The 25,532-nt window shown below is 40.6% G+C and carries 20 protein-coding genes and 4 tRNA genes; 13 read left to right on the forward strand and 11 right to left on the reverse strand.

Annotation, left to right across the window (positions count from 1 at the left end):
- The first annotated feature begins 22 nt into the window (after positions 1–22).
- Positions 23–616: a DUF938 domain-containing protein gene (locus HH219_RS19400; RefSeq protein WP_169328378.1), complete on the forward strand. Its 594-nt coding sequence runs from the start codon at positions 23–25 to the stop codon at positions 614–616.
- Here the strand turns inward: HH219_RS19400 and HH219_RS19405 are convergent.
- The 4 genes from HH219_RS19405 to HH219_RS19420 form a co-directional block, all read right to left on the reverse strand.
- Positions 600–1,742, reverse strand: coding sequence for a GNAT family N-acetyltransferase (locus HH219_RS19405; RefSeq protein WP_169328379.1), 1,143 nt, complete (start codon positions 1,740–1,742; stop codon positions 600–602). The two genes, HH219_RS19400 and HH219_RS19405, sit on opposite strands and share 17 nt — an antisense overlap.
- A complete protein-coding gene (locus tag HH219_RS19410; RefSeq protein ID WP_349251629.1) occupies positions 1,742–3,001 on the reverse strand; it encodes an alpha/beta fold hydrolase in 1,260 nt (419 codons plus the stop codon). The genes HH219_RS19405 and HH219_RS19410 overlap by 1 nt, the downstream gene beginning before the upstream one ends.
- Before the next feature lie 94 nt (positions 3,002–3,095).
- Entirely contained in the window at positions 3,096–5,810 is a 2,715-nt protein-coding gene (locus tag HH219_RS19415; protein WP_169328381.1) for an ATP-binding protein, read from the reverse strand.
- Positions 5,811–5,882: 72 nt separating this feature from the next.
- The gene (locus tag HH219_RS19420) at positions 5,883–6,341 is read right to left on the reverse strand and encodes an Lrp/AsnC family transcriptional regulator (RefSeq protein WP_054206807.1); all 459 of its coding nucleotides are present in this window, start codon (positions 6,339–6,341) and stop codon (positions 5,883–5,885) included.
- Between the two features lie 138 nt (positions 6,342–6,479).
- On the opposite strand from HH219_RS19420, the gene HH219_RS19425 reads away from it, so the two are divergent.
- Together HH219_RS19425 and HH219_RS19430 are read left to right on the forward strand one after the other, a co-directional pair.
- Positions 6,480–7,658: a monodechloroaminopyrrolnitrin synthase PrnB family protein gene (locus tag HH219_RS19425; protein ID WP_169328382.1), complete on the forward strand. Its 1,179-nt coding sequence runs from the start codon at positions 6,480–6,482 to the stop codon at positions 7,656–7,658.
- Complete coding sequence (locus HH219_RS19430; RefSeq protein ID WP_169328383.1) at positions 7,659–8,777, forward strand: aminotransferase class V-fold PLP-dependent enzyme; 1,119 nt, start codon at positions 7,659–7,661, stop codon at positions 8,775–8,777. It abuts the gene before it with no gap.
- Here the strand turns inward: HH219_RS19430 and HH219_RS19435 are convergent.
- A complete protein-coding gene (locus HH219_RS19435) occupies positions 8,766–9,239 on the reverse strand; it encodes a DUF4124 domain-containing protein (protein WP_169328384.1) in 474 nt (157 codons plus the stop codon). The genes HH219_RS19430 and HH219_RS19435 overlap by 12 nt on opposite strands.
- A 243-nt stretch (positions 9,240–9,482) precedes the next feature.
- Positions 9,483–12,758 carry a methyl-accepting chemotaxis protein gene (locus HH219_RS19440; protein ID WP_211842198.1) on the reverse strand — a complete coding sequence of 1,092 codons (3,276 nt, stop codon included), beginning with the start codon at positions 12,756–12,758 and terminating at the stop codon, positions 9,483–9,485.
- Positions 12,759–12,968: 210 nt separating this feature from the next.
- Between HH219_RS19440 and HH219_RS19445 the strand changes: the two genes are divergently transcribed.
- The gene (locus HH219_RS19445) at positions 12,969–14,387 is read left to right on the forward strand and encodes a mannose-1-phosphate guanylyltransferase/mannose-6-phosphate isomerase (protein ID WP_169328385.1); all 1,419 of its coding nucleotides are present in this window, start codon (positions 12,969–12,971) and stop codon (positions 14,385–14,387) included.
- A gap of 14 nt (positions 14,388–14,401) precedes the next feature.
- Here the strand turns inward: HH219_RS19445 and HH219_RS19450 are convergent, their stop codons facing one another.
- From HH219_RS19450 to HH219_RS19465, 4 genes are all read right to left on the reverse strand, one after another.
- Positions 14,402–14,665: a hypothetical protein gene (locus HH219_RS19450; RefSeq protein WP_054206802.1), complete on the reverse strand. Its 264-nt coding sequence runs from the start codon at positions 14,663–14,665 to the stop codon at positions 14,402–14,404.
- A gap of 109 nt (positions 14,666–14,774) precedes the next feature.
- Complete coding sequence (locus HH219_RS19455; protein ID WP_054206801.1) at positions 14,775–16,931, reverse strand: ATP-binding protein; 2,157 nt, start codon at positions 16,929–16,931, stop codon at positions 14,775–14,777.
- A gap of 135 nt (positions 16,932–17,066) precedes the next feature.
- Positions 17,067–17,723 carry a response regulator transcription factor gene (locus tag HH219_RS19460; RefSeq protein WP_054206800.1) on the reverse strand — a complete coding sequence of 219 codons (657 nt, stop codon included), beginning with the start codon at positions 17,721–17,723 and terminating at the stop codon, positions 17,067–17,069.
- Between the two features lie 228 nt (positions 17,724–17,951).
- Positions 17,952–18,323: a histidine triad nucleotide-binding protein gene (locus HH219_RS19465; protein WP_054206799.1), complete on the reverse strand. Its 372-nt coding sequence runs from the start codon at positions 18,321–18,323 to the stop codon at positions 17,952–17,954.
- A gap of 91 nt (positions 18,324–18,414) precedes the next feature.
- On the opposite strand from HH219_RS19465, the gene HH219_RS19470 reads away from it, so the two are divergent.
- Complete coding sequence (locus HH219_RS19470; protein WP_169328386.1) at positions 18,415–19,020, forward strand: DUF2057 domain-containing protein; 606 nt, start codon at positions 18,415–18,417, stop codon at positions 19,018–19,020.
- 60 nt (positions 19,021–19,080) lie between these two features.
- Here the strand turns inward: HH219_RS19470 and HH219_RS19475 are convergent, their stop codons facing one another.
- Positions 19,081–20,925: a M1 family metallopeptidase gene (locus HH219_RS19475; protein ID WP_054455962.1), complete on the reverse strand. Its 1,845-nt coding sequence runs from the start codon at positions 20,923–20,925 to the stop codon at positions 19,081–19,083.
- Between the two features lie 144 nt (positions 20,926–21,069).
- Between HH219_RS19475 and murB the strand changes: the two genes are divergently transcribed.
- From murB to tuf, 8 genes are all read left to right on the forward strand, one after another.
- Positions 21,070–22,080 carry a UDP-N-acetylmuramate dehydrogenase gene (gene murB, locus HH219_RS19480; RefSeq protein WP_169328387.1) on the forward strand — a complete coding sequence of 337 codons (1,011 nt, stop codon included), beginning with the start codon at positions 21,070–21,072 and terminating at the stop codon, positions 22,078–22,080.
- The gene (gene birA / locus HH219_RS19485) at positions 22,077–23,069 is read left to right on the forward strand and encodes a bifunctional biotin--[acetyl-CoA-carboxylase] ligase/biotin operon repressor BirA (RefSeq protein ID WP_169328388.1); all 993 of its coding nucleotides are present in this window, start codon (positions 22,077–22,079) and stop codon (positions 23,067–23,069) included. The genes murB and birA overlap by 4 nt, the downstream gene beginning before the upstream one ends.
- Positions 23,066–23,761, forward strand: a complete 696-nt coding sequence (locus HH219_RS19490) for a type III pantothenate kinase (protein WP_169328389.1) — start codon at positions 23,066–23,068, stop codon at positions 23,759–23,761. The genes birA and HH219_RS19490 overlap by 4 nt, the downstream gene beginning before the upstream one ends.
- A 119-nt stretch (positions 23,762–23,880) precedes the next feature.
- Positions 23,881–23,956, forward strand: a tRNA-Thr gene (locus tag HH219_RS19495).
- Between the two features lie 37 nt (positions 23,957–23,993).
- A tRNA-Tyr gene (locus HH219_RS19500) sits at positions 23,994–24,078 on the forward strand.
- Between the two features lie 45 nt (positions 24,079–24,123).
- Positions 24,124–24,198: transfer RNA gene (locus tag HH219_RS19505), tRNA-Gly, on the forward strand.
- A 12-nt stretch (positions 24,199–24,210) separates the two neighbouring features.
- Positions 24,211–24,286, forward strand: a tRNA-Thr gene (locus HH219_RS19510).
- A gap of 135 nt (positions 24,287–24,421) precedes the next feature.
- A partial coding sequence (tuf, locus tag HH219_RS19515) for an elongation factor Tu (RefSeq protein ID WP_169328390.1) occupies positions 24,422–25,532 on the forward strand: 1,111 nt, incomplete at its 3' end.

Genomic DNA, 25,532 nt, shown 5'->3' on the forward strand with positions numbered 1-25,532 from the left:
ACCAATATTGGTGCACTGCAATATGATAAAACCTTTCTCACAAGCCTGCGAAAACAATAAGAGCCCAATATTACGTGGCATCACACCCCATTTGGCGCATGCTGAAAGCGTACTCGAAGTTGGCTCTGGTACGGGTCAACATAGCGTGCATTTTGCTGCGAATTTGCCTCATTTACAATGGCACACCAGTGATCGCCTTGTGAATCACAATGGCATTAAACAATGGGTTGATGAAGTGCAGCTGAGTAATTTACACGCCCCCATTGAGCTTGATTTAAATAATCCATGGCCTGTAAGTACCGTTGACGCAATCTATACCGCCAATACTTTGCATATCGTGAGTAAACCATTGGTTGAGCAATTTTTTACTGGCGTGAGCAAGCATCTAGTCGCAAAAGGCATTGTGTGTATTTATGGACCGTTTAAATACAATGGCGCTTTTACTAGTGAAAGTAATCAGCGATTTGATGAGTTTTTAAAGCAGCAAGATGAGCAAAGCGGCATTCGTGATTTTGAATGGGTACAACAATTAGCCGTAAAAGCAGGTTTAACGTTTGTTGAAGATATCGCTATGCCTGCTAATAATCAGTTATTAATTTTTAAACGTCTGCTTTAAAAGGTAATAACTCAGCGCACTGTTGGTGATAGATATGTATATGTTGGCGTTCACGTTGTAAGTAATCTGCGATTGCAGGGCGAAAGTTGCTATCTATCACATTATGCACTGAGTGGGTAAATACTGGGGCAAAACCACGGGCTATTTTGTGCTCGCCCTGCGCACCTGAGTGAAAGCAGCTAAGTTGGTGCTTAATACAATACTCAATACCTTGGTAATAACAAAGCTCAAAGTGCAGGCAGTCTACTTCTTCAACGGCTCCCCAATAGCGCCCATATAATGTGTCATTGCTTTTAAAGCTCAGCGTTGCTGCAATGACTTCACCATCATGTATTGCGTGCATGATCACCAGTTGTTCGGCCATTAAGGCATGCAGTAAAATAAAAAAATCATGGTTTAAATAGCCCATGTGGCCAGAGCGCTTTAAATAAGTCCGTTGGTAAAACTCACAAAACTGGCTCATCACCTCTACAGTGATTTGTTCGCCCTGTAACCAGTTAATAGTTATATTTTGCTGTGCTATTTTACTGCGCTCTTTTTTTAAAGCTTTACGCTTACGTGCGGTCAGATGCTGTAAAAAATCATCAAAAGTAGCGTAGTCTTGGTTCTTCCATTGAAACTGCACACCAATACGATGCATGCCTTGATGAGAGGTGAGATGTGATACTTGCTGCTGTGTGCAAAAGTTAATGTGCCAGCCAGACCAACCTTGTTGTTCACACTGCTTTGTTAAAAGCGCAGTAATGTATTGATATACTTGATCTGGTTGCGCATGGTCAATCGCTATACGCTGCCCTTCAATAGGGCTAAATGGAGAGCCCGATAACCATTTAGGGTAATACTCTAGGCCATGCTTTTCATACGCCTGCGCCCACGCCCAGTCAAACACATATTCACCATATGAGTGGCTTTTTAAATAACCGGGGGCCAGTGCCACCAAAATATCATTTTGATAAATAGCTAAATGTTGTGGTTGCCAACCAGTCGTGGCAGATACGCATTGGCTTTGTTCTAATGCAAATAAAAACGCATGGTTCGTAAAGGGATTATCGGTAAAAAATTGCTGCCAAACGCCAGCCTCAATCTCACTAATGCTGGCTAGCCAGCGGTGACTAAATGTGGTCATTATTGATTACCTTGAAAGCCTTCAACCTGCTTTATAAACTGTTTTATATAATGTGCTTGCTCAGTAAAATAAGGGTTATAAGTCAGGCGTTGAAAGGTTGGAAATGCGGCAATGTTTTCAGCAGTACGCTCGCCAATATTAGGTGTTTTGGTTGTTTTACACAGCTTATATAATGTATCGTCATCAAGATAACTACCGCAATTACGATAAACATCAGCTATGCCATAATAAGGGTTGTTTGGTGAGTTAACGACGGCGATATGGGAAATGCCATGAATGTTTTTACAGGTAGAACTTTTGCACTGCGGGTTTAATAGTGTGTAATCATCGGGAAAGTCACGGGTAATTTTTGTTGCATCACCATAATAAATCAAGGTATCTAAACGGTTAGCTGGGCGTGCTTTTACATCGTGTAATGCCGTTAATAACTGCAGCGACGCACGAGTATCTATCGTGGTATCGACATCACTCATCACTGAAAAAATAGGCAAGTTTGGTAATGGCCGTTTTATTAATGTTGATAACGCGATAGAGTGCATTGCATCATCGGCGGCGGTTGCTGCATTTAATGGAAATGACTCATATTTTGCAAAATCAATATCGGCATCTTTATCTATCCAGTTAATGAAGGGAATACGGTCAATCCACTTGGCAAGCCAGCCATTTTTATTATGTGGTTCTGTCGCGGGTGAAAACAGCATAAGCGCTTTTATTTTCGAGTCAACTGGTTGCACTGTTAAGTAATTAAGTAAAAGTGCGGCACTCGTAGAGTAACCCCCTAAAATCACCTGATCAAAATCTTTAACTGTGCGCTTGATTGCATAAGCTGTTGCTTGCTGCCATTGCTTGGCGTTTATATTACTTAACGCATCAGCGGCAGTGCCGTGACCGGGTAATAGTAAAGTTCGAACTGTATAGCCTTGTTGAAAGTAAATTTGGGCTAGATCGTGGTAGGTAAATGGCGAATCAGTGAGCCCGTGTATTAATAACACGGCTTTATGATTGTTATTTTGGCGTAATTCAAATGGCGCTATCAAATCAACAATATCTGGTGTGCTTGTTCGCTGTTGTTGTTTAACTAGGTGTTGATAGGTGTCAGTAAAAATAGGGCAAGGCATAGATGCACGTGGATTTTTAGCTAAAATATATTGATATGCAAACGCTAAATAATCACTAAATGCGAGATCCGTTTGATACGAAAAATCGGTAGCAGGGCGGCTACTTTCAAACCTTAACAGGCCTTGTTGTTTACTTTTCATAATATAACTTAGATCCGCTAACTGATTAATACAGTTAGTTTGAGCGAGAGTAATATTAGAGGTGACAAGTAAAGTAAGGGTTAGCAATATTCCATTAAGGCTCATAAACATCTACATAGTTGGTTAGGCACTCGGTTAGCTTATCGAGTTCGAGAGGTTTTGCAAGGTGTTGATTAAACCCAATGGCTAATGCATGAGCTTTATCTTCAGGCATTACATCTGCTGTTAATGCAATGATTGGCAATTGTTCGGCCGTTTTAATTTTACGAATTAAGCTTGTTGCTTGGTAGCCATCCATAATGGGCATTTGGCAATCCATGAGCACTAAGTCAAAATCATGCTCTTGAACTTTGGCGACAGCAAGCTCACCGTTTTCAACAATTATGGGGGTGATTTTAAGTGCGCTCAGCATTGCTTTTATGACCAATTGATTGACTTGATTATCCTCTGCCACCAATATTCTTAGGGTGCTTAAATCAACCTTTTTCTGAGTTTTTTGCGGTTTTTCTATCGGTGCGCATGTATTCAGTAACACGGTAAAAGTAAATGTAGAGCCCTCTCCTTTAGCACTGCTTAGTGTTATATCGCCAGCCATTAATAAGCTTAATTCCTTTGCAATTGCTAGGCCTAAACCTGTGCCACCAAAGCGTCTTGATGTTGAATTGTCGGCTTGTGTAAATGCATCAAAAAGTTTGCGTTGATCAGCAGGCTCTATACCAATACCAGAATCTTTAATGATGATGGTTATTTGCATACGAGTATCATCAACTTGTTTGGCAAGCGCGCTGACACTCACTTCACCTTCAGCGGTAAATTTTATTGCATTACTGCATAGGTTTAATAATATTTGCTCAATACGCATAGCATCGCCTTCAAACCAGGTGTTTGTTGGCAGTTGATTGTTCATAGTCCAGTTTATTTTTTTATTGTGTGCACTTTGTTCAAACATAGTATTAATACGATCAAGTAAGTTATTTAAATCGAATGGGCTTAATTCCAGTGTTAATTTTTGTGATTCAATCTTAGAAATATCCAGCACATCATTGATAAGGCTTAATAGTGATTTAGACGCTAAATTTATTTTCTGAAGGTAGCCATTTAATGTTTTAGCGTCATCATCTTTTTTTGCCAGCGTCGAAAAACCAATAACAGCATTAAGTGGAGTGCGAATTTCGTGACTCATATTGGCGAGAAAGCGACTTTTAGCTTGGTTTGCTAAATCAGATTGCTTTTTAGCGCGTACTAATGAGCGTGTGCGCTCGGTAACTAAACGCGATAATGCAATATGTTGATGGTTGAATAATAATAAAACCAGCAAAATAAGTGTACTCACTACCACTTGTAGAATAAGCAAAAACAACGTTAAGTGATTTGCTTGGTGAGGTATAAACTCATCTTTTATTGCTAGTTGTAAATGCCATACTTGTCCTGAAAAACTAATTTTTATAGTGGTAAAATCATCACCGATTACAGTTGTATTTTTATTTCCTAGATAAAAAGGGGTGTCTGCTTGATCTTCAAATAAAGCAATATTAAACATATTGCTTTGCTCATCATTAATCGCTTGATCAATAATATTTCGAACTAAAAAAACACCTGTTGCATAACCTTTTATTGGATCATCTTGTGTACCTTGCTGATAGACAGGTGAAAAAAGTAAGTAAGCTGGCGCTGGTTCTTTGGTTTGGACGAGGTTTATTATTTGAGTGCCAACGGGCTGATATTTGATATTAGGATCGAGTAGCGTGGCACGACGAGCTGGATTAGAAAATACATTTAGGCCAAGCGCGGAGCGATTCCCTTCTAAAGGTGCGATATATTTTACAACGACTAAAGGATCGTCTGAAGTAAGGGGCTCACCTTTGACTTTCACGTCAGTTTGATAAATCTCAGCAAGGTCTTTGCGTAAATCATCGACTCTTGCCTGAGGTACTTTTATATTCCAAGACAGGGCTTTAATAAAGGTGTGTTGAGCAAGTAACTCAGCTGCATAGTTATGAAATTCTTGCTGACTTAAATTTGGGGATGCTTGCATTTGGCTTGCTAAGCTTTGTACAGCAATTTGGCTACGGTTTAGATATCTAAATAAACTATTTTCAATTACTTGTGCCTCGCGTTTTGCAATTTGTAAGGCATTTGATTTACTTTCTTGATTGTATAGCTTAGTTGTTGATGCGACCGAAATGAACAGTACGAAACATACAAAAACTGTAGGTAGGGGGGTTACATAGTGTTGTTTAAATTTAGGTTGTAATAGTGCGAGCAAAGCAGGGGTTGTTATAAGAACCCCAAGTGCATCACCTAACCACCAGTAAGTCACATTTTGCCAATGATTAACCATGCTGTATGCCGGATTAAATGCACTAAGTGCAAAAACACCAATATTAGCTGATATAAGACTTACGGCAATACCAACAACCGCAATAAAATAAATGATTGCTAAGCGAGTTTTTAAATACAGAGGGTGGCCTAACCAGTATCTTAAGATTGCAGCACCAGTGATCCCTTGCAATACAGCCCCGCAGCCAATTAAAAGTACTTCATTAAGGGTGTTGCCGATTAAAGCATTTTCGCCTATTGGGCTATCACCAATACTTAAATTAAATGTAACTGAAGCAATAAATAGAGCAGGAATAAAGCGCCACCACCAAATAAAGCAGCCGACTAAAGCAATACCTGCAGGGATCCAAATTGGAATAACTTGAGATTGAAACGCAAAGTTAGTTAGTAGCTTACCGATAATAAAATAGGCGAGGGCAAAAAGCACATAAAAGCAAAATGAACTGGATGTTGAACGAAATACTTTCACATGTTTCCTTATGAGTCATTATTTACAACAGTTTATTGAGTATAGCGAATTGCGACTGAGCTGCGATGTTTTTTACAAGGGTAATTGTTTTTTACTAAATGTTTGTTTTAACACGACGGTAGATTCAATATTGGCAATGCAATTAATACTACCGAGTTTATGTTTTACAAAACTTTCGTAGCTCTCTAAATCCGCGGCAATGATTTTAAGTAAATAATCGTAGCTCCCAGAAATAACAGAGCATTCAAGTACATGGTTTAGTTTTTCGACTTGCTCTTCAAACATTTGAGCCGCACCCACTGAATTTTGGCTTAATCTTACAAATGCGTAAACTAAAACATTTAGCCCTAACGCTCGCGGGTTTAACGCTGCATGATAGCCACAAATAACATTACTAGATTCAAGCTTTTTAATGCGCCTCAAACAAGGCGTGTCCGATAAGTTAACATGTGTTGCTAGCTCTGACACGGAAGTGCGTCCCTGAGTTTGTAATAACCGAAGTAATTGATGATCTTTTTTATCTAGGTTCATTTTTGTAGTGATTTAGTTTTATTTTTTAATATTATAGAGTGATTTTTGCTAATTGTTTGGTTTTTTATTGGCGGTTTTGTTGATTTGTACTCTATGCTATCTGTTAACATAAATGCAATAATAATTAGGTGTGGAGTTATGTCTGTGAGCAAAAATACTCAAGCATTTGACGAGTGGCTCAGAACCCGCTTTGTGGAAATAAATAATCAGCTAGAAAGCATTTACTGGCAACAAGAAGACAAAGCAAATGTTGAATTTGTAGGTGAGCAATATAAGCATCAGCTAGAAATGGAAGGTAATGCGCATATTCGTAAATTACTGGCTGAGGGTAATACGGATGAAGGTTTTGATAGTGCGTTTGATCTGTTGGGTAATGTTGGTTTATTTATGGGGGCTTGTCGACGACATGAAATCACAGAGCCTTCACGTGAAACGACTTCACCACTAGTCGAAGCATCAGCCTTAGCTATGCATATTGGCGCTTCAATCGGAGTTACCCCTCGTTTTGCTACAGCTCATTTAACAACTCATAATAAAGCCGTCAATGGTCTATATAAACGCTTTACTGATTTACCGGATGAGAAACTGTTTATTGATTACAACACCAAGGGCATTTTAGCGTATAAGCGTGTTGCTGATGCATTATTGAAAATTCAACCATTGGGAATTTCGCACCCATTATGTGCAGATTTACTTAACGTTGCGAAGCAGGCTTTGCTTGAGGTTATTGAATCAAATAATGCGCTCTATAGTCAATTGGATACCGATAGATTCTTCTTTTGTGTAAGGCCATATTATAAGCCATATCGAGTGGGAAAGGAGGTTTATCGTGGCGCGAATGCAGGGGATTTTGCAGGTATAAATGTAATCGATATGTTGTTGGGATTATGCTTTGCAAATGAGCCTAGCTATTCACAAATGCTGGTGGATAAGTTTTTATATATGATGCCTGAAGATCAGCAAACCTTGCGTGAAAGTATGCGTATGCCGAGCATTATGGATGACTTTTTAGCCGCAGGCAGTGAGCGCGACAGCCAGTGGTTTCAAACCAATGCGCAATTATTTATCCAAGTATGCAAGCTGCATGGCGATACAGCGATAGGCCATCACAATCAGTTGGTGAGTAAGTTTATTGCACAGCCTGCGCAGCAAATGCAGCAACAACATATAAATAAAGTAACGGCGAGTGGCCCCCCATTACATATCTTACTTGATTCACTCGAACAATTAAGAGATCGCCGTGCTGCCGCGCAGCGAGATGATATAAAAACCCGTTTTGATGATTTAACACAGCTAAAGCAATGGATGAAAAAGTAAATGTACAAAGATGATTTTAATTTAACATCAGGCTGCTACTTACTAAACCATTCTGTGGGGCGATCATTAAAAAGTAGCCAAGCTGATTTTAATCAACACTTTTTTGCCCCTTGGCAGAACACTAATAAAGAACCTTGGCAGCAATGGCTTGGTGTTATTACACGTTTTACACATGCATTAGGATTATTATTTAATTCGCCGAGCGAGCAATTTTGTCCACAAGTTAATCTTTCTAGTGCGCTAACAAAGCTTTTGATGTCGCACCCACGACTGCTTAACAATCATTGTAAAGTGCTTATGGCGCAAAGTGACTTTCCAAGTATGGGGTTTGTAATGCAAAAAGCATTACCGAAAACGGCATCGATTGAATTCATTCCCGAACATTTAGATATCACTGATATTGCAGTTTGGCAGCAGTATTTGACAGCAGATACCGACTTAGTTTTTATAAGCCACGCATACTCAAATACAGGTCAACAGGCACCTGTTGCTAAAATTGCAGAGCTTTGTGTACAGAACAATAGCTTAAGCCTTGTTGACGTTGCGCAATCTGCCGGTGTGCTACCGTTAGATTTGAGTGAAGTAAAGGTCGATTTTATGATTGGCTCAAGTGTTAAATGGCTGTGCTCGGGGCCTGGTGCAGCTTATTTATGGTTGAGTAAGGCCCAGCTTAAAGTGTGTAAGCCACAAGATGTCGGGTGGTTCTCTCATGAAAACCCATTCGAATTCGATATACACCATTTTGAATATCATGCCTCGGCACTGCGCTTTTGGGGCGGGACACCGTCAATCGCACCTTTTGTTATTGCAGGGCATAGTATCAATTACTTTGCTAATTTGGGGGTTGAAAATATTCGTGCGCATAATTTGTCCCTGTTGATGCTGTTAAATGCAGAATTAGGGGAGTTTTTAGTTTCTCCAACAGCACCCGAGAGTTGTAGCGCAACGGCTATATTTGATTTTGGCGCAAAGCAAAGTACGATTATTGATGCTTTATCTAAGGCTGATATTAGTGTTGACGTACGTGCTTATGGTGTAAGAGTTTCGCCGCATATCTATAATGATAACGCTGATATGAAGCGATTTATTACCCACATAAAGGGTACTTTATTGACCTAGTTGAGCTTTAATGACATTTAAGGCTGCAATTTGCTGTTGAAGCTCATCTATTTTAGGCTGCACTTCTTTTTCAATAATGATGGTTTGTTGTTCAATCGCATCGGCAATAGACTCTGCTCCTAAGCGGTTCGCCGCTTTTTGAGTCATATAACCTATTTTTATTTTTTGCTCGGAGAGCGCGTTTTGCAATAATTTTATCGCGCGCTCAATTTTTTTAATTTTTCTATCAATTTTTTTACCGCTGATGTAATTCTCGACAGAATCATCACTTTTTTTGTCAGAATCCTTTTTAGCGATTTGTGTTCTATTGGTTTCTGGGATAATGATGATTTCAGCATCTTCGCCGCAAGGTTGTTGACTAAATGTAGCAACCCCCTTTATTGTGCATTGATAAACTGCTGCGTGCGCAGGCAAAATCAGTAAGCTTAGTAACCCCATTAAACATTTTAAATATACTTTCACGATCTATCCCTCACGCGTTTGCTTCATAGGTACTTACTCTCATCGTTGTTACTTCTTAAAATGGATTGCCATTGTTGCAAAGTAACGTCTTAATATTAAACACCTGTGAAACGCTGAAGTCTGCATCTAGAGGTGGTTTGAGTATATAGTGCCGATCAAGTGTCAGTGTAGCAAGTACTTTAACCGCTCTGCTAGTTAATTAGGCTATTGTATAAAAAGCTCATGTTTACTTTAACTCGCTTATTACAAAGGGATTTTCTTTAATGAGAAATAAAGTAGAAGATCACGCATGGTATTAGCTTGTTCCGCCATTTGTTTTGCTGCGGCCATGGTTTCTTCAGTAATTGCTGAGCTTTCTTGAATTAAAACGGTGAGGCGTTGAACAACAATGTCAACCTCTTTAATTGCTTGCTGCTGAGTAATTGATGAATTATTAATACATGTAATCATATGATTTACCGCTGCAACTGCGCTTACTATCTGCCCTAATTTGTCGCCGGATGAGTTAGCTAGCATGGTGCCTTGGCTAATTTTTTGGTTGCTATTGCTAATAATACTTTTAATTTGCTTGGCTGAGGATGCACTTCGACCTGCTAGGTTTCTCACTTCGTTTGCGACCACGGCAAATCCTCGGCCATGCTCACCAGCACGTGCTGCTTCAACGGCTGCATTTAGTGCAAGCAAATTGGTTTGAAAAGCAATTTCATCGATTACCGAGACAATTTCATTAATATCTTTACTCGAGTTGTTTACTTCTACAATAGCATTTACTGTTTGTTTCGAGAGCTCACCACCTTCAGTGGCTATTGTGTGAGCATTATCAGCTAAGCTTACCGCTTCACTAGATTGCTTTGCAACGTGAGCGATTTCATCGAGCATATTGCTGCTACTTGCACTGGCTTCTTCAAGGTTGGATGCTTGCTCCTCGGTGCGTTGGCTTATTTCAATATTACTAGCGGCTATTTCAGAGGCGCTTTGTGATACTTGGTTTGCACAGCTTTGAATACCGGTAATAACGCTCGTTAACTTACCTATAGTATGGTTTACATCTTCTTTGAGTGTTGCAAATACACCTTGATAGTCGCCCTGTACTGGTTGAGCTAAATTCCCCTGTGAAATGGCGCTTAGAACATGAGTGACCTCGCCGATTGCTTGTGCGGTGATCGCTAATGAGCTATTAACATCTTTTTGTAAATGCGCTAACTGTCCTTGCATTTGGCTTGTTAGTTGTTGACTAAAGTCACCACGTCGCATTGCTGCCATTACTTTTGCAAGCTCAGCTATTACAGTGCTTAGATTACTTACTGAATTGTTCACGTCATGCTTGAGGGAATCAAGTTGACCATTCATTTGAGAGTCAATTATTTTATCAAAACAACCTTGGCTAATGGCAGTCATTACGTTAGAAATATCGCTAACTGCTTCGTCTAAATTTAGAATCGAATTATTTATATGTTGCTTTAACGATGATAATTGGCCATTAGCATTACAATTCACGTGTAGCTTAAAGTTACCTTGATTAACGGCGGCCATCACATCACTAATATCTTTAATGATTAGAGCGAGATTATCTACGCTTGCATTAATATCATCTTTAAGCAGCGCAAGCTGCCCCTGCAAAGGTTGCTCAATACGCTGAGAGAAATCCCCTTCATGTAATGCGCTCATTACTTTGCTGATACTTGTAACAGCACCAAATAAGCTATGTACTGAATTATTTACGCTGTCTTTTAGTTGCGCCAATGAGCCTTTTGCCATTACAGTGACTTGTTGTTTAAAGTTACCTTGCTCTATATGACTCATTACATCGACTATTTCATTTATAGTTCCATTTATAGATTGCATAGAGCCATTTATATTGTGTTTTAACGTGGCCAGCTCTCCCTGCATAGGTGTGCTAATTACGGTATTAAAATTACCTTTGCTCATTTCATCAATAACCTGATTTAGCTCAGTCATTGCACTTTCTAAAGAATCAGCACATTCATTAGTCGCTTGCTTTAAAGAGTTAAGTTCACCTTTACAAGGAGCATCTATACGGTGTTGGAATTCACCGACCGCCATCTTGTTCATTACTGAGTTGGTCTGTGAAATTGCGCCTTGCAAGGCATCTAAAAGAGAATTAAAAGCTTGAGCTGAGATACCTATTTCATCTTGGGAGAGTACAGGCGCGCGAACAGAAAAGTCACCTTGGCGCTCAACGTGGTGCATTGTATCGACCAATAGCTGTACGGGTCGTGTCAGGGAGCGAGAAAATAAAACTGCAACCACGGTAATCGCAATTACTGACAGTACCAAAATACTGAGGAGTAAAATTGTTAATTGGGCTACAGCAGCAAATGCTTCTTGCTTATCCATTTCAGCAAGCAATGCCCATTGGACACCTAGAACATTAATAGGCTGATAAGATGACAGCACTAAGGAGCCATTATAATCAGTTATGACTTGTTGGCCACTTGCTCCAGCTAAAGCAAGTTTTGTAGCCTCTGTTTTGACTGCCCCCTGAACGGGGCGGCGAAATGAGTTAACGACAGAGTGCTTAGCTGCATCGAGATAAGAATCTGATCGCATTAAAAAATCAGGCCCGACTAAGTAAGTTTCACCGCTTTCGCCTAAGCCCGCGCGTTCCGTCATTATGGTATTTAAAGCATCAATAGATAGCTGGAAAATTAATGTACTAGTATGTACGCCTTGCTCATAAATTGGGGTTGCTATAAAACTTGCTGGTGCATCATAAGACGGGGAGTACTGCTGGTAATCAACAAAGGCTATTTCATCTTGCGCAATTGTTTTCGCTTTTTTAAAGACCAAGGCAAGGTTGCTATTAGCAAAAGGCCCATTTTGTAAGGATGTGGCAAAATCGACTTCCTTGTATACCGAGTAAATGACTTCTGCAGAACTATTATCAACGATAAATACATCATAAAAATCAAATTTTTGAGCAAAATTATATAAAAAACCATGGTATTTAGCATGCGTAAGGCTGTATTTATTTGGGGTTGTAGCGTGTTGCAGCTTTGCTTTCTCTCCAAGGGGGTGAGGGTTGTCAGCTAAGTACTGATATTGCCAAAATCGTGCAGCAGGAGAGAGTTGAGTAAAAAGTTGTGCTGGCGCTGCCATCCCTTCGTTTTCAGCGCTGTACTTAGTTGAAAATTGATTTTGGTAATAGTTAACAAGCTTTTTTTCTTCAATTTTATTAAGATTATTTGCCTGAAGAGGATGTTTAAATGCTTCACTAAATTCATGTGCGGCGCTATGAAGCAATGGGCTTTGTGATAAAAATAAGAGCTGTGCTTTTATGTCTTTAAAGTGGCGTTCAATAGCGCTTTTTTTTATTTCACTAACGGCTTCAAGTTGTGCGTAGGTTTGTTTATTTAATGCGTTAGAAGAACTATACAGAGCGATACTTATTACCACCGCCAATGGAATTAAGGCAACCAATAAAAAGCCGGCAATAAGTTTTTTAGTTAACCCAAGCCGATGGATGAAACCGCTTACTAACTCAATCGCATTCGTCATATAAACATCCTTATATAAGCAATAAATACACTTGATAAAATAATAGTATAGAGTGTAGAACAGCATATTTGAAAAGCGAATTAGGCAACGAAAATAAGCTTATTTACAGACTTATAGGATCATTTATTAAAACGCGACAGGGTATTCGATGATTCAAAACTGGATTGTCTGTTAAACTCGGTTTTTTATTATCAAAATAGTTAGTTTGCTATGACATACTCAATCACCCCCGTTGTATTGGCTGGTGGAATTGGATCACGATTGTGGCCATTATCACGTAGCGCGATGCCGAAACAGTTTTTACCTTTATTGGGCGATGAATCACTCTTACAAAGCACATTAATACGCGTAGCAAACAACGGTTTTAATCCTCCAATATTAGTGTGTAATGAACAGCACCGCTTTATTGCAAGCAGCCAGTGCGAACAGTTACAGGTGCAACCTAAGGCTATCTTGCTCGAGCCTGAGGGGAGAAATACAGCTCCAGCTATTGCACTTGCCGCACAATTTGCCTTACAGCATGGGATCAATACACCATTATTGGTGATGCCGGCCGATCATCATATTAGTAACTTTGAATTACTCGTTGAGCAGTTACCTGATGCACTGAAACTTGCCGAACAAGGTAAATTAATTACCTTTTCAATAAAACCAGATTCAGCACATTGTGGCTATGGTTATATCAAACAAGGCGTAAAAATAGCGGGTACAAATTGCTATGAGGTTGATGAATTTAAAGAAAAACCCAGCTCTTTATTAGCGCAGCAATACCTTGCTTGCGCGCAGTACAGTTGGAACAGTGGGATGTTTCTGTTTACGCCAAGTGCATATCTTGCTGAGCTAGAGCGCTTTGCGCCAAAAATAGCGAGCTGTGTTGTGCAAGCCGCTAACTTTACAGGTGATTTAGGTTTTACCCGCGCAGATAGCGATGCTTTAAAAAACTGCCCAAGTGATTCTATCGATTATGCCATTTTAGAGCGCAGTGCTAATGTGGCGGTGCTGCCGTTAGCTCTTGATTGGAATGATGTTGGTGGCTTTAATGCGTTGTGGCAAAGTGCTGATAAAGATGAGCAAGGTAATAATACAAGTACAGATGATGTAGTTTCAAATAGCAGTAACAACTTACTTAGTAGTGAAGATGGTCATACTATTGCTGCGCTGGGAGTGAGTGATCTTGCGATTATTCATACGCACGATGCCACATTAGTTGCCGATAGAAATCAGTTAGGGCTGTTGCCTGAATTATTAAAGCTACTAGCGGTTAAGCATGGTGATAAACTGATTCACCATCAGGCAGTATATCGACCGTGGGGCAGTTATCAGGTATTGGTAGCAGGAACTGGATTTAAAGTAAAAAAAATCATCGTAACCCCTGGCGCCAAGCTTTCAACCCAACGCCATCAGCACCGCGCTGAACATTGGGTGGTGGTATCTGGCATTGCTGATGTAGGCATTGATGGCAAATCGTGTGTTTTAACAGCCGATCAATCCTGTTATATAGCAGCCGGTCAAATCCATAGCTTAGCGAATACTCAAAGTGAACCGCTAACACTGATAGAAGTTCAAACTGGTGCGATACTTGATGAGAATGACATCGAACGGTTCGAAGATGTATACGGTCGATATTAACAGAGATGATTTTACTAAATTAAACCGATAACAAGGCCAACAACAAGTATTACCCAGAAAATTGCGGTATCTCTGAAATGGTTGAGCAGCCAAAAATAAAGTAATGCTAATGCACCAGAGATAGCTGTTGCAACAATAGCTGTAATGAACCCTAAGCCAGACATAAGATTAACTAACAATACGAGGCCAGTGTAAATTCCTGCACACAAATTAGGTCGTTCAGTGGTGATTAGTAACCTTAATAAAGCAACTAAAATCAAAACTTTAAAAATTAGCATGAGTTCTACTCTTTAATTATCCAATGTAGTACCTATTACATCAAGTTAATATAAATTGAGCAATCAATTTGTCATTGGCGTACTACAACACGTTATACTGCTAACCACTCTAATCCAACTGACTTCGAACATACTTTAAATACTGCTCTAAGCTGTTTTGCCATAGCACCAATGCTTCGGTGAGGGATTCTTTTAGAGGTTTACTATCGAGTAGTCGCCGTTCTATTTTTTTCAGCTCCATACCATAGCGGTTAAAACCCAATTGCAATGCGGTGCTGGCTTGGCGATGCAATACTTTGATGCATTGTTCTTTATCTTCATCGAGCAATTGCTGGGCGCGGATTAACTTGTTGCGTGCGGATAAAACAAACTCATTATAGATAGATGATACTTCATCGTCGGTGAATGAACCTTGGAGTGTTTTTGCGGCCGTTTCGTCATACAGAACATCACTGAGTTCTACGGCAATGCTGGGGGCTTGGCTAGTTTGCGAATCACTCAGCGCTTGGCGTAATTTTTGTTGTTTTATTGGCTTGCCGACAATATCTTTTATACCTAAAGAAAAGTATTCTTTTATTTCGTCAGGGCTTAAGCTTGCAGTAAATGCGAGTACGGGGGTTCGTTGGTTTTTATGCTCAATTCTTTTGAGTGTTTTTAGTACTTCTTGTCCTGTTAGATCTGGCAAGTTCATATCGAGCAATACAACATCAAAATGATGCTTTTGCATTAAATCAATGGCACTTTTACCATCACGCGCGAGTTTTATTTTATGCTCATCGTCAGCCATAAACTCAATGGCTATTTTTTGGTTGAGATCTAAGTCTTCAACTAATAGCACGTCTAGGCCTGTGAGGTAGTCTTTACATTGGTGACGCTGTTCCACTAAACTGAGCTCCCCTAGCGCTAAGTTAATATCAAAGCTAAATGAACTGCCTTTTTCAAGCTCACTGATAATATCTAACTGGGAGCTTAACTTATCGAGTAAGCGACTGGTTATTGCAAGACCAAGGCCTGTTCCGCCCTTTTCCTTGCCGGCACTGCTTTGCACATAGGGCTCTGTTAGATATTCAATTTCGTCATCTTCGATACCCGGTCCAGAGTCAATGACGCTAATGCGAATGTGATGTTCAAGCTGACGTTCTTCGAGCAATTCTGCGCGAATTTTAACGGTACCATGATCAGTAAATTTAATGGCATTACCGACTAAATTTATGATGATTTGTCGCAGTTTTTGCTGATCGCAGTAATAGCACGCTTGTTCGGGAAGGTCATAAATCAACTCAAAGTGTAAGCGCTTTTGTTCTGCTAGAGGACTTAACAGCAAACATAAATTATGTAACCACGTTTTAAACTCTACATCTTCTTCATACAGGGCTTCATCGTGTTGATCTAGGCTGGCGTAGTCGAGCACTTTATCAACCAGTAAATTGAGCGATTCGGCCGAGTTAATAATAGCTTCGCAGTAGGGCTTATCTCGAGGGTCGCTGGATTGGTTCATGATCAACTGCGCACTGCCTAAAATACCATTGAGTGGGGTACGAATTTCATGACTAATAGTGGATAAAAATAGCCCGCGAATTTCTAAATCTTTTTGTGCTTTTAAAGTTAGTTGATTCAGGTTTTGCTCGCGGCGTTCATTACAAAGTAATGCCATGCCAGTGGCATAAAACATCGGTGCAATAACGCCATTTACAAGTAGCGTAATACTAAACCAGTTCTCTTTTAATGGGTTAAAGCTATTCATATCTTCCATTAAAAAGGCACGGCCTGCGAAAATACAGCAAACAATGGTGAGAATTAAAATATAGACAATGCTGCCATTTGGGTATGGTTTGCGGGCAAAACGAAAAAATAGATAAAGTAAAAAAATGGCTTCGCTGATGTGTTGTAAGTCGGAGGCTAAAATACGAATACGCAAACTGGGATCAACAACACTTGAGTAGACCAATATTGCGCTGCACACAATCGTTGCAGCAACAAATAAACGGAAGATTTTGCCCTTATAACCTAAAAATTGGCTAATGGCTAAACCATGTATAATTGACGCACTAAATAATAAACTATTAGCCAAAGTCGCGGTAAGGACACTGTCGATATTGCCATGTAGTGCAAAACTCATTAGTGCGGTAAATAATACCAATGGGTAAAATATATAAAGTACGGTGCCAGGAGTGTGCTTATTAGCACGCCACGTTAAAAAATTAAGCAGTGTCATAACTGCCATCATGGCAGCGCTGGCAAAATAGAGTGTTAGGGAATCGAGCATGGCTATTCCAAGCAAATCACAGAGACGGCTTCAGAATAATGGCAATTGCCGATGTTAGCAAATAGCACGTTGTTTAATAAACACAAAAACAGGTGCCGCAGCACCTGTTTTTAATTCGAGTATGATATTGCTGTATTAGCGAATTTCGTCAGGAATATTTTGTTGAGCCCATGAAAGAAGCTCTATACGGTTACGGCATTTGGTTTTTCTAAATGCACTGTATAAATGCGTTTTTACCGTATGTGGGCTGATACTGAGTGACTCAGCAATTTCTTTATTTTTAGAGCCATTGCTCATTAATGAGATGATGGCTTTTTCACGCTTGGTTAATTTTACAGGCTCAATATCACCGTCTGTTAGTTTATGTAAAGCGTCTTTATTGAACTGCAGCATGCGGTTTAAGGCGTTACACATTATATCGCGGCGATACCAAAGCTGGTCTTCAAGTAGTAAACGAATTCCCTTCATTAATACATCTGCATTATCCGTGGTGTAAAACACGCCACGGATGCCGCTCAATAGCGCGCGGTTAGCTAACTCAGGGTTCTCATCTAAATTGAATAACACGATATCGCATTTTATACGTAGGTTTACTAATTGTTCTTTTAATTTCCCCCACGCATCTTGGCTTGATGTTTCAATAAATAATAAGCGGGTACCCTCAGGAATGTCTAAAATATTAGTTCCTGTAGTAACATTGAGCCCTTGGGTTTTTAATAAAGGCTCTAATACATTAATACCAATTGTATTGATTGGCTCTAGATCTAGTAACAAAAAGGCTGAACTACTCATACTTACTTACTCTTGAATAAAGTTGACTAATTAATCCTAACACGCAATCCGCGCCTTTCGTATTAGAAATTTCCTATTAATAGGCAGGAAAAATACAATTTTACTAGCTTCAAGGTATTAGTTGTTAAAAATTAGCCATAATTTTTTCGATTATCTATTTGAATATAAACACATTTATAACATTTAATTAAAGTTGTGCGTGTTTATAAAAGTTTAGAGTAAAAATTACTATACCAATTCTTTCTTCTTATCTTGGTATGGTGGCCATCCCATACTTTTTCCGGCGAGCATATGTAAATGAATATGATAAACAGTTTGCCCACCATGTTGATTACAGTTCATTACTACCCTGAACCCATCTTCGCTAAAACCTTGTTGTTTAGCTAGTTTTGCTGCAACTACGTATAGATGGCCGACTAAAGGAGCATCTTGCTCAGTAATGTCATTAATTGTTGCAATCGCTTTTTTTGGGATAATTAGTACATGAAAAGGCGCTTGAGGATTAATGTCTTTAAATGCTAGAGCGAGATCGTCTTCGTAAACAATGTCTGCGGGAATTTCGCGATTAATAATTTTTGTAAATATAGTTTCTTGGCTCACGGTTGAGATCCTTTATTAACGTGGAGTAAAGTGCACTAATGACAAACTTTGTTTGCAGTGTCAAACTCAAATCAAACAACAAGGAGTTCATATGCGTAAATTAATAGTATTAGGTGGTGTCGTATCGTTATTACTCAGTGCAGCTAGTTTTGCTGAGACAGTTTATTTTCCGGAGGAAATTATTCCTTTGCAGGTCGGGGATAAAAAAATTGAACAGTCATTTTTTCATCGTATAGATGAATTAGATTTAGCCCCAGGACAGTATCAATTCAAGCTTAAATATTCAGATCTTTATGAGTTAAGTTACGATGAGCATGAAGTGATTGACTCTGAACCATTTTGGGTAAACGTGACCATCGCATCAGGCACTGATTATGATGTCGTATTTAATCGTGCTGAAAATGCAGTTGCAGCCAAAGTATTCGCCGAGGCTCCACAAGTTAGTTTGCAAGCTAAGGGGGCATCACTGGGGATCCCATTGGATCTCATTGCCGCTGAGGATATTACTGGTACTAAGGGTCAGAAAAAGGCGCCACCAACGGGCCATAGAACTGTTACTACCACAAATAATGCACCAGCCTCTCGTACTGCGCCAATAAATGAGGGCGTACCCAATGCAGCAGCGATGCTTGATTTTTGGTGGCAGCAAGCCAGTGAGCAAGAACGACAAGCATTCATCAAAAAAATCACAAAGTAAGAACCAAAAAGCCTATTTAAAAACAAAGAAAGGGCGATTTATCGCCCTTTCTTTTGATGCTTACTTAACAAATAATGCGTCAATAGTACCTTGTGCAAGAGGGTGGTAACCTGGGCGTGCATTTAAGTACACCTTGTTTGCCCACTCACGTTTACCATGTGTAACAAGTGCTTTGTACAGGGGTACAATTAGTTTACGACGACCAATGCCTGATAAATGATTATCAAGCGCCGGATAGATTGCTTGATAACCATTTCCTACTGCAAGCATATACCATGCAAAAGCACGCTCTGCGTTGGTTGACTGCGTAAGATTAAATTCTGCATCTAACTCGGTCATTTTTTCAATGCTTAAATCGCGTGGTAGATTATTTAAAAAGTGTAACCACTCATGCACAGTCCAATTGTTTGTCGGTAGTTGCGCTGCGGTTGTGCTGCCTGTTAACCACGTTTGTGTTGCGTTATCTACTTTATCAAAGGCATCTGATGTTGGGTTTGGCGCGTCTGCGGGTAAACCTGGCTCAAAAATCCATTCGTTTACTTTATCCATGCTGACAACACCAGGATACTTTTCAATTAAGTTTGCTTTGATATAAGTTACAAACTCAGCTGTTGTGAGTGACTTAAATGAGAATTCGTTAAAGTAGGTCTTAACGAATGGGTCAAACTTATCGCGACCATATTTATTTTCAAGGTAAATTAAGAACAGCTGGCCTTTAGTGTATGGTACTGAGCTAAATGCATCATCTGGATCACGGCCATTAAGTTTTAAGTTAAGACGGGTATCTGGTGCATCAATCGTTTTAAGTTGCGCGCGAAGGCCTGCTGCGTCGAGTGCTTGTTCCATTACGGCGCGGTCGCGACCAAAAACTTCTTCCATAATGCGATTTTCAACGTATGAGGTAAAGCCTTCGTTTAACCATAAATCTTCCCACGTGGCATTCGTCACTAAGTTACCAGACCAAGAATGAGCGAGTTCATGTGCTATCAGGTTAACTAAGCTTTTATCACCAGCAACAACCGTTGGCGTGATGAATGATAGACGTGGATTTTCCATGCCACCGAATGGAAAACTTGGCGGTAGCATTAATAAGTCATAACGACCCCATGCATATTCACCGTACATTGCATTGGTTTTGTCGATCATTGCTTGGGTATCGTTAAACTCAGCAACCGATGCATCCAAAATAGTTGGCTCAGCAAAAATACCGGTTTGCTTAGACATAGCTTTAAATTCTAAATTACCAGCACCAATTGCAATTAAGTAAGGTGAGATTGCTTGAGGCATATCAAAAATGTAGTCACCGTCTTTATAAAGCGCATCTTTATTGTCGGCACTCATTACTGCACGCACATCTTTTGGCGTATGAATACGCGCAGAGTAAGTAACACGCATTGCTGGTGTATCTTGTACTGGGATCCAGCTGCGGGCATGAATTGCCTGTGATTGGCTGTACATAAATGGATGCGTTTTGCTGGCCGTTTGCTCAGGTGTTAACCATTGTAAACCAGATGCCTCAGGGCGACTATTGTAATAAATACGAGCTTTTTGCGCTTGGCTTTTAAATGTAATGGTCAGTTTTGAGCCCTTAACATCATCGCGCTTAGCGAGCGTGTAAGAGGCTTTATGCCAGCCGCCGTTTTGATCTTGATACATTATTTTATCAATATCTAAGTCGCGCGTATCAAGTACGAGCGTTTTGCTGCTGTTATCTTGCCATTGTAATGTGTGCTCAACAAACCCTTCTAATTGCTTATCAGCAAAGTCGACATCTAAGTCGAGGTGTAGGTGAGTGGTAATAACATCATTAAGGTTTGCGTAAGTGTGTTCGTCAACAGCATTCGCCGTGGCGTGTGAGCAAGCGCCCGCCATGGCAAGGCTTAAAAAAATAGGTGTGAGTTTCATATTGGCCTTGAACGGAAATAATAAGTGCAGGTTTTATATCATGATTGACCATCAGGGTTGAACAATTTTTACAATCAGGTGGCTTGCATAAACGATGATGAGTTACACTAGTATGATTAGTTATTGGTAACCTTTGAGGCTTTTGTGGCTCAGTCCCTGCAACCTTTTCATACGTTTTCTTTACCGAGTCAGTGCCCACAAATAAGTGTAATCACCGACAACAGACAATTGCAGCAGCAATCGTTTAGCCTGCCTTTTTGTATATTGGGAGAGGGCAGTAATACGGTTTTTTTAAATGACTACCAAGGTGTGGTTATTAAAATGGCTACCACAGGTATCACAGTAACGCAGCGTGTGCATGATTACTTGCTTGAGATTGCTGCAGGTGAAAACTGGCATCAATTGGTTGCTTATACACTCAAGCAAGGTATGCCTGGGCTTGAAAATCTCGCGCTGATCCCCGGTACTGTCGGGGCTGCTCCCGTGCAAAACATTGGTGCGTATGGTGTTGAGCTGGCAAAGTTTGTTGAATATGTTGAGTATTTTGATATTGCCAGTAAGCAGTTTATTCGCTTATCTGCCGAGCAGTGTGAGTTTGGTTACCGTGACTCTATTTTTAAGCACGGATTAAAAAATAAAGCGGTAATTACTAAAGTGGCATTCGCTTTGCCTCAGTTGTGGCAACCAGAGTTAAGCTATGGTCCTTTGCAGCAGCTTGAACAAGTCACACCGCAAGCGGTTTTTGAACAAGTTATTAAAACACGCAACAGCAAATTACCCGATCCTTACGTGCTTGCTAATGCAGGGAGCTTCTTTAAAAACCCAATTATAGCAAACGCGCTACTCAATGAGTTGCTCCTAGTGTACCCGCAGTTGCCCCATTATTATTATGATGGCGAACATCATAAAGTGGCCGCTGGTTGGTTAATAGAGCAGGCTGGCTTAAAAGGTCACCGCATAGCGGGTATTGAGGTACATCAACAACAAGCACTGGTACTTGTTAATCATGGTAATAGTCGAGGGAGCGACCTTGTGGCTATGGTTAAATACATCCAACAGCAAGTTTGGCAGCGTTATCAAATAAAATTACAACACGAAGTACGGTTGATAAATGGCGATGCTGAGTACCTTATAAATTTAGAGGAGCCAGCATGAAGGCGCCAGATGGTAATAAGCTCGCAATTTTGAATGCCCTCAACCAAGGAGGCTTTATTTCGGGGCAATTATTAGGTGAACAACTGGGTATTAGCCGGGCTGCAGTCAGTAAGCACATTCAAAGCCTGCAAGAGATGGGGTTAGATATTTTTAAAGTCAGCGGTAAGGGCTACAGTTTGAATAATACGGTTGGCTTACTTGATCAAAATAAAATAGCGCAGTGTTACCAAACACTTGGATCTCGTGGCGCGCAAGTTGAAGTACACCCTATTATCGATTCAACCAACAGTGAACTGATGCGTCGTATTGCAGCAAAACAAACACTAGACTCCGGCACTGTAATTGTGGCTGAAATGCAGCAGGCAGGGCGCGGGCGTCGTGGGCGAGTATGGCAGTCACCATTTGGTGCAAACCTGTATTACAGTTATTTCTGGCGGTTAGATGACGGCCTACAAGCCGCAATGGGCATGTCTATCGCTGTTGGTTTGGCTGTTTACGATACATTAAAAGCATTGTACCAGTTAGATATTGAGCTCAAGTGGCCCAATGATATTTACCTTAATAAAGAAAAGCTAGCAGGTGTTTTAGTTGAGCTCGATGGGCAACCACAAGGGCCGTGTCAGCTAGTAATCGGCATTGGTATTAACTTGCAAATGCCTGAGAGTTTTAGTCAGCAAATCGACCAAGCGTGGACAGATTTGAATCAACACTGTGAGCAAATAGATAAAAATCAGCTGGTGGCGCATTTAACCTATCACCTTGAGCTGCGTTTAGCACAGTACAGCCAAACGGGCCTGCATGACATGTACCAACAATGGAATTTACTCAACGCCTTTGCTGGGCAGTGTGTGGAACTAAATACCGGGCATCGTAGCTGGCGTGGTATTTGTGAAGGCATTGATGCTAACGGTGGTATTCGTATTCGCCAAGATGGCGAGGTTAAAAGTTATTACGGTGGTGAAATTTCGTTACGCAAGGCGCAGCTATGAGATTACTGATTGATGTAGGTAATACAGCACTTAAAGCGACGTTATACCAGCAAGGCGAAATTAAACCGTGTGATGTAAATGCGCTGCCTTGGCCGCAAATTAACGAGCTTATTTATGCCTGTGTTGGGAAAAGTGACCAGCTGCACGCCTTACTTGCGCAAGCTAATTTGCATAACGTGCCATGTTTTGAGGCTAAAGTAAGTAAAGAGCTCGGCGGTTTGCAATGCGCGTATCAACACTATGATAATTTAGGGATCGACCGCTGGCTTGCACTTATTGCCGTATTTGCATTATGGCCACAGCAAAATTGCATAGTGGTAGACACCGGCACAGCCACAACAATTGACGTACTTACAGCACAAGGGCAGCATCTGGGTGGCTGGATTTTACCTGGCCTTGATTTAATGACTCACTCATTAACACAAAACACTCAGCGGGTATTCGATGATCAACATACCGAATTTAGTAATCAATTAGGCGTAAATACACCAAACGGTTTAAAAAATGGCGCATTAGTGGCCACTATTGGCGCAGTTGAACAAGCTAAATTGCACTTAAGTGGTAAAAAACCACAATTAATTTTTGCTGGTGGTTATGCCAAGTTATTACAAGCGCAGTTTTCGGGCGCTGTTTTTGACTCGCAATTAGTCATGAAAGGCCTGAACCAGTGGTATTTATTGAATAATAAATAGAGAAAACATGGTTTTTGCCTGATTTGTGAGCATTTAACACATAAATTCATATTTTTTTTAATTTTACTGTTGCATCAACTCGCACCTTACTCTAATATCTCGCCCCGTACTAAAGCAGTGCCGACTTAGCTCAGCTGGTAGAGCAACTGACTTGTAATCAGTAGGTCAACCGTTCGACTCGGTTAGTCGGCACCACTTCTCTTATGAGTCGTGTTTAGTCAAGAATTATCGTGGAGGGGTTCCCGAGCGGCCAAAGGGATCAGACTGTAAATCTGACGGCTCAGCCTTCGCTGGTTCGAATCCAGCTCCCTCCACCACTTTATTCTTGACGGTTAGAGGTAGTTTAAGAACAGGTTCCTAACGCGGGCATCGTATAATGGCTATTACCTCAGCCTTCCAAGCTGATGATGCGGGTTCGATTCCCGCTGCCCGCTCCAGTTTCTGGTGTTGCTGATATAGCTCAGTTGGTAGAGCGCACCCTTGGTAAGGGTGAGGTCGGCAGTTCGACTCTGCCTATCAGCACCAGTCTAAGAATCTTCTTGAATACTTCCTTTATCTGTCAGAAAAAACTATTTGAAATTTGAAAAATTTAACTTAATCTACCTACTGGTGGATTATTTTCATATGTAATCTAGATACACAAAACTGATAGGTTCCGTCATGGCAAAAGAAAAGTTTGAACGCGTAAAACCGCACGTAAACGTTGGTACAATCGGCCACGTTGACCACGGTAAAACTACCCTAACTGCAGCAATCACTAACGTACTTGCAAAAGTATACGGTGGTGTAGCTAAAGACTTCGCATCAATCGATAACGCTCCAGAAGAGCGTGAGCGCGGTATCACAATTTCAACGTCTCATGTTGAATACGATACTCCTTCACGTCACTACGCACACGTAGATTGTCCTGGTCACGCCGATTATGTTAAAAACATGATCACAGGTGCTGCTCAAATGGACGGCGCTATCTTAGTAGTTGCGGCTACTGACGGTCCTATGCCACAAACGCGTGAGCACATCCTTCTTTCTCGCCAAGTTGGTGTTCCTTACATCATCGTGTTCATGAACAAATGTGACATGGTTGATGATGAAGAGCTACTTGAGCTAGTAGAAATGGAAGTTCGTGAACTTCTTTCTGAATACGATTTCCCTGGTGATGACTTACCACTAATCGCGGGTTCTGCGCTTAAAGCGTTAGAAGGCGAGAAAGAGTGGGAAGACAAGATCGTTGAGCTTGCAGAAGCACTTGATACTTACATCCCAGAGCCAGAGCGTGACATCGATAAGCCATTCATCATGCCTATCGAAGACGTTTTCTCAATCCAAGGTCGTGGTACTGTTGTAACTGGTCGTGTTGAAGCTGGTATCATCCGCATCAATGACGAAGTAGAAATTGTTGGTATCAATGATACAACACGTTCTACTTGTACTGGTGTTGAAATGTTCCGTAAGCTTCTTGACGAAGGTCGTGCTGGCGAAAACATCGGCGCACTTCTACGTGGTACTAAGCGTGAAGACGTTGAACGTGGTCAAGTACTAGCTAAGCCTGGTTCAATCAACCCACATACAACATTCACTTCAGAAGTATACGTACTTTCGAAAGACGAAGGTGGTCGTCATACTCCATTCTTCAAAGGTTACCGCCCACAGTTCTACTTCCGTACAACTGACGTAACTGGTGACGTACAGTTACCAGATGGCGTAGAAATGGTAATGCCTGGTGATAACATCAAGATGACTGTAACTCTAATCTCGCCAATCGCGATGGATG

This window comes from Pseudoalteromonas sp. NEC-BIFX-2020_015 (assembly GCF_012952265.1).
Classification (GTDB): domain Bacteria; phylum Pseudomonadota; class Gammaproteobacteria; order Enterobacterales; family Alteromonadaceae; genus Pseudoalteromonas; species Pseudoalteromonas neustonica.

Coding starts and splice junctions, on each gene's coding strand:
- HH219_RS19400 (WP_169328378.1), top strand. CDS start 23: ATGATAAAACCTTTCTCACAAGCCTGCGAAAACAATAAGAGCCCAATA.
- HH219_RS19405 (WP_169328379.1), bottom strand. CDS start 1,742: ATGACCACATTTAGTCACCGCTGGCTAGCCAGCATTAGTGAGATTGAG.
- HH219_RS19410 (WP_349251629.1), bottom strand. CDS start 3,001: ATGAAAAGTAAACAACAAGGCCTGTTAAGGTTTGAAAGTAGCCGCCCT.
- HH219_RS19420 (WP_054206807.1), bottom strand. CDS start 6,341: ATGAACCTAGATAAAAAAGATCATCAATTACTTCGGTTATTACAAACT.
- HH219_RS19425 (WP_169328382.1), top strand. CDS start 6,480: ATGTCTGTGAGCAAAAATACTCAAGCATTTGACGAGTGGCTCAGAACC.
- HH219_RS19430 (WP_169328383.1), top strand. CDS start 7,659: ATGTACAAAGATGATTTTAATTTAACATCAGGCTGCTACTTACTAAAC.
- HH219_RS19440 (WP_211842198.1), bottom strand. CDS start 12,758: ATGACGAATGCGATTGAGTTAGTAAGCGGTTTCATCCATCGGCTTGGG.
- HH219_RS19445 (WP_169328385.1), top strand. CDS start 12,969: ATGACATACTCAATCACCCCCGTTGTATTGGCTGGTGGAATTGGATCA.
- HH219_RS19450 (WP_054206802.1), bottom strand. CDS start 14,665: ATGCTAATTTTTAAAGTTTTGATTTTAGTTGCTTTATTAAGGTTACTA.
- HH219_RS19455 (WP_054206801.1), bottom strand. CDS start 16,931: ATGCTCGATTCCCTAACACTCTATTTTGCCAGCGCTGCCATGATGGCA.
- HH219_RS19460 (WP_054206800.1), bottom strand. CDS start 17,723: ATGAGTAGTTCAGCCTTTTTGTTACTAGATCTAGAGCCAATCAATACA.
- HH219_RS19470 (WP_169328386.1), top strand. CDS start 18,415: ATGCGTAAATTAATAGTATTAGGTGGTGTCGTATCGTTATTACTCAGT.
- HH219_RS19475 (WP_054455962.1), bottom strand. CDS start 20,925: ATGAAACTCACACCTATTTTTTTAAGCCTTGCCATGGCGGGCGCTTGC.
- birA (WP_169328388.1), top strand. CDS start 22,077: ATGAAGGCGCCAGATGGTAATAAGCTCGCAATTTTGAATGCCCTCAAC.
- HH219_RS19490 (WP_169328389.1), top strand. CDS start 23,066: ATGAGATTACTGATTGATGTAGGTAATACAGCACTTAAAGCGACGTTA.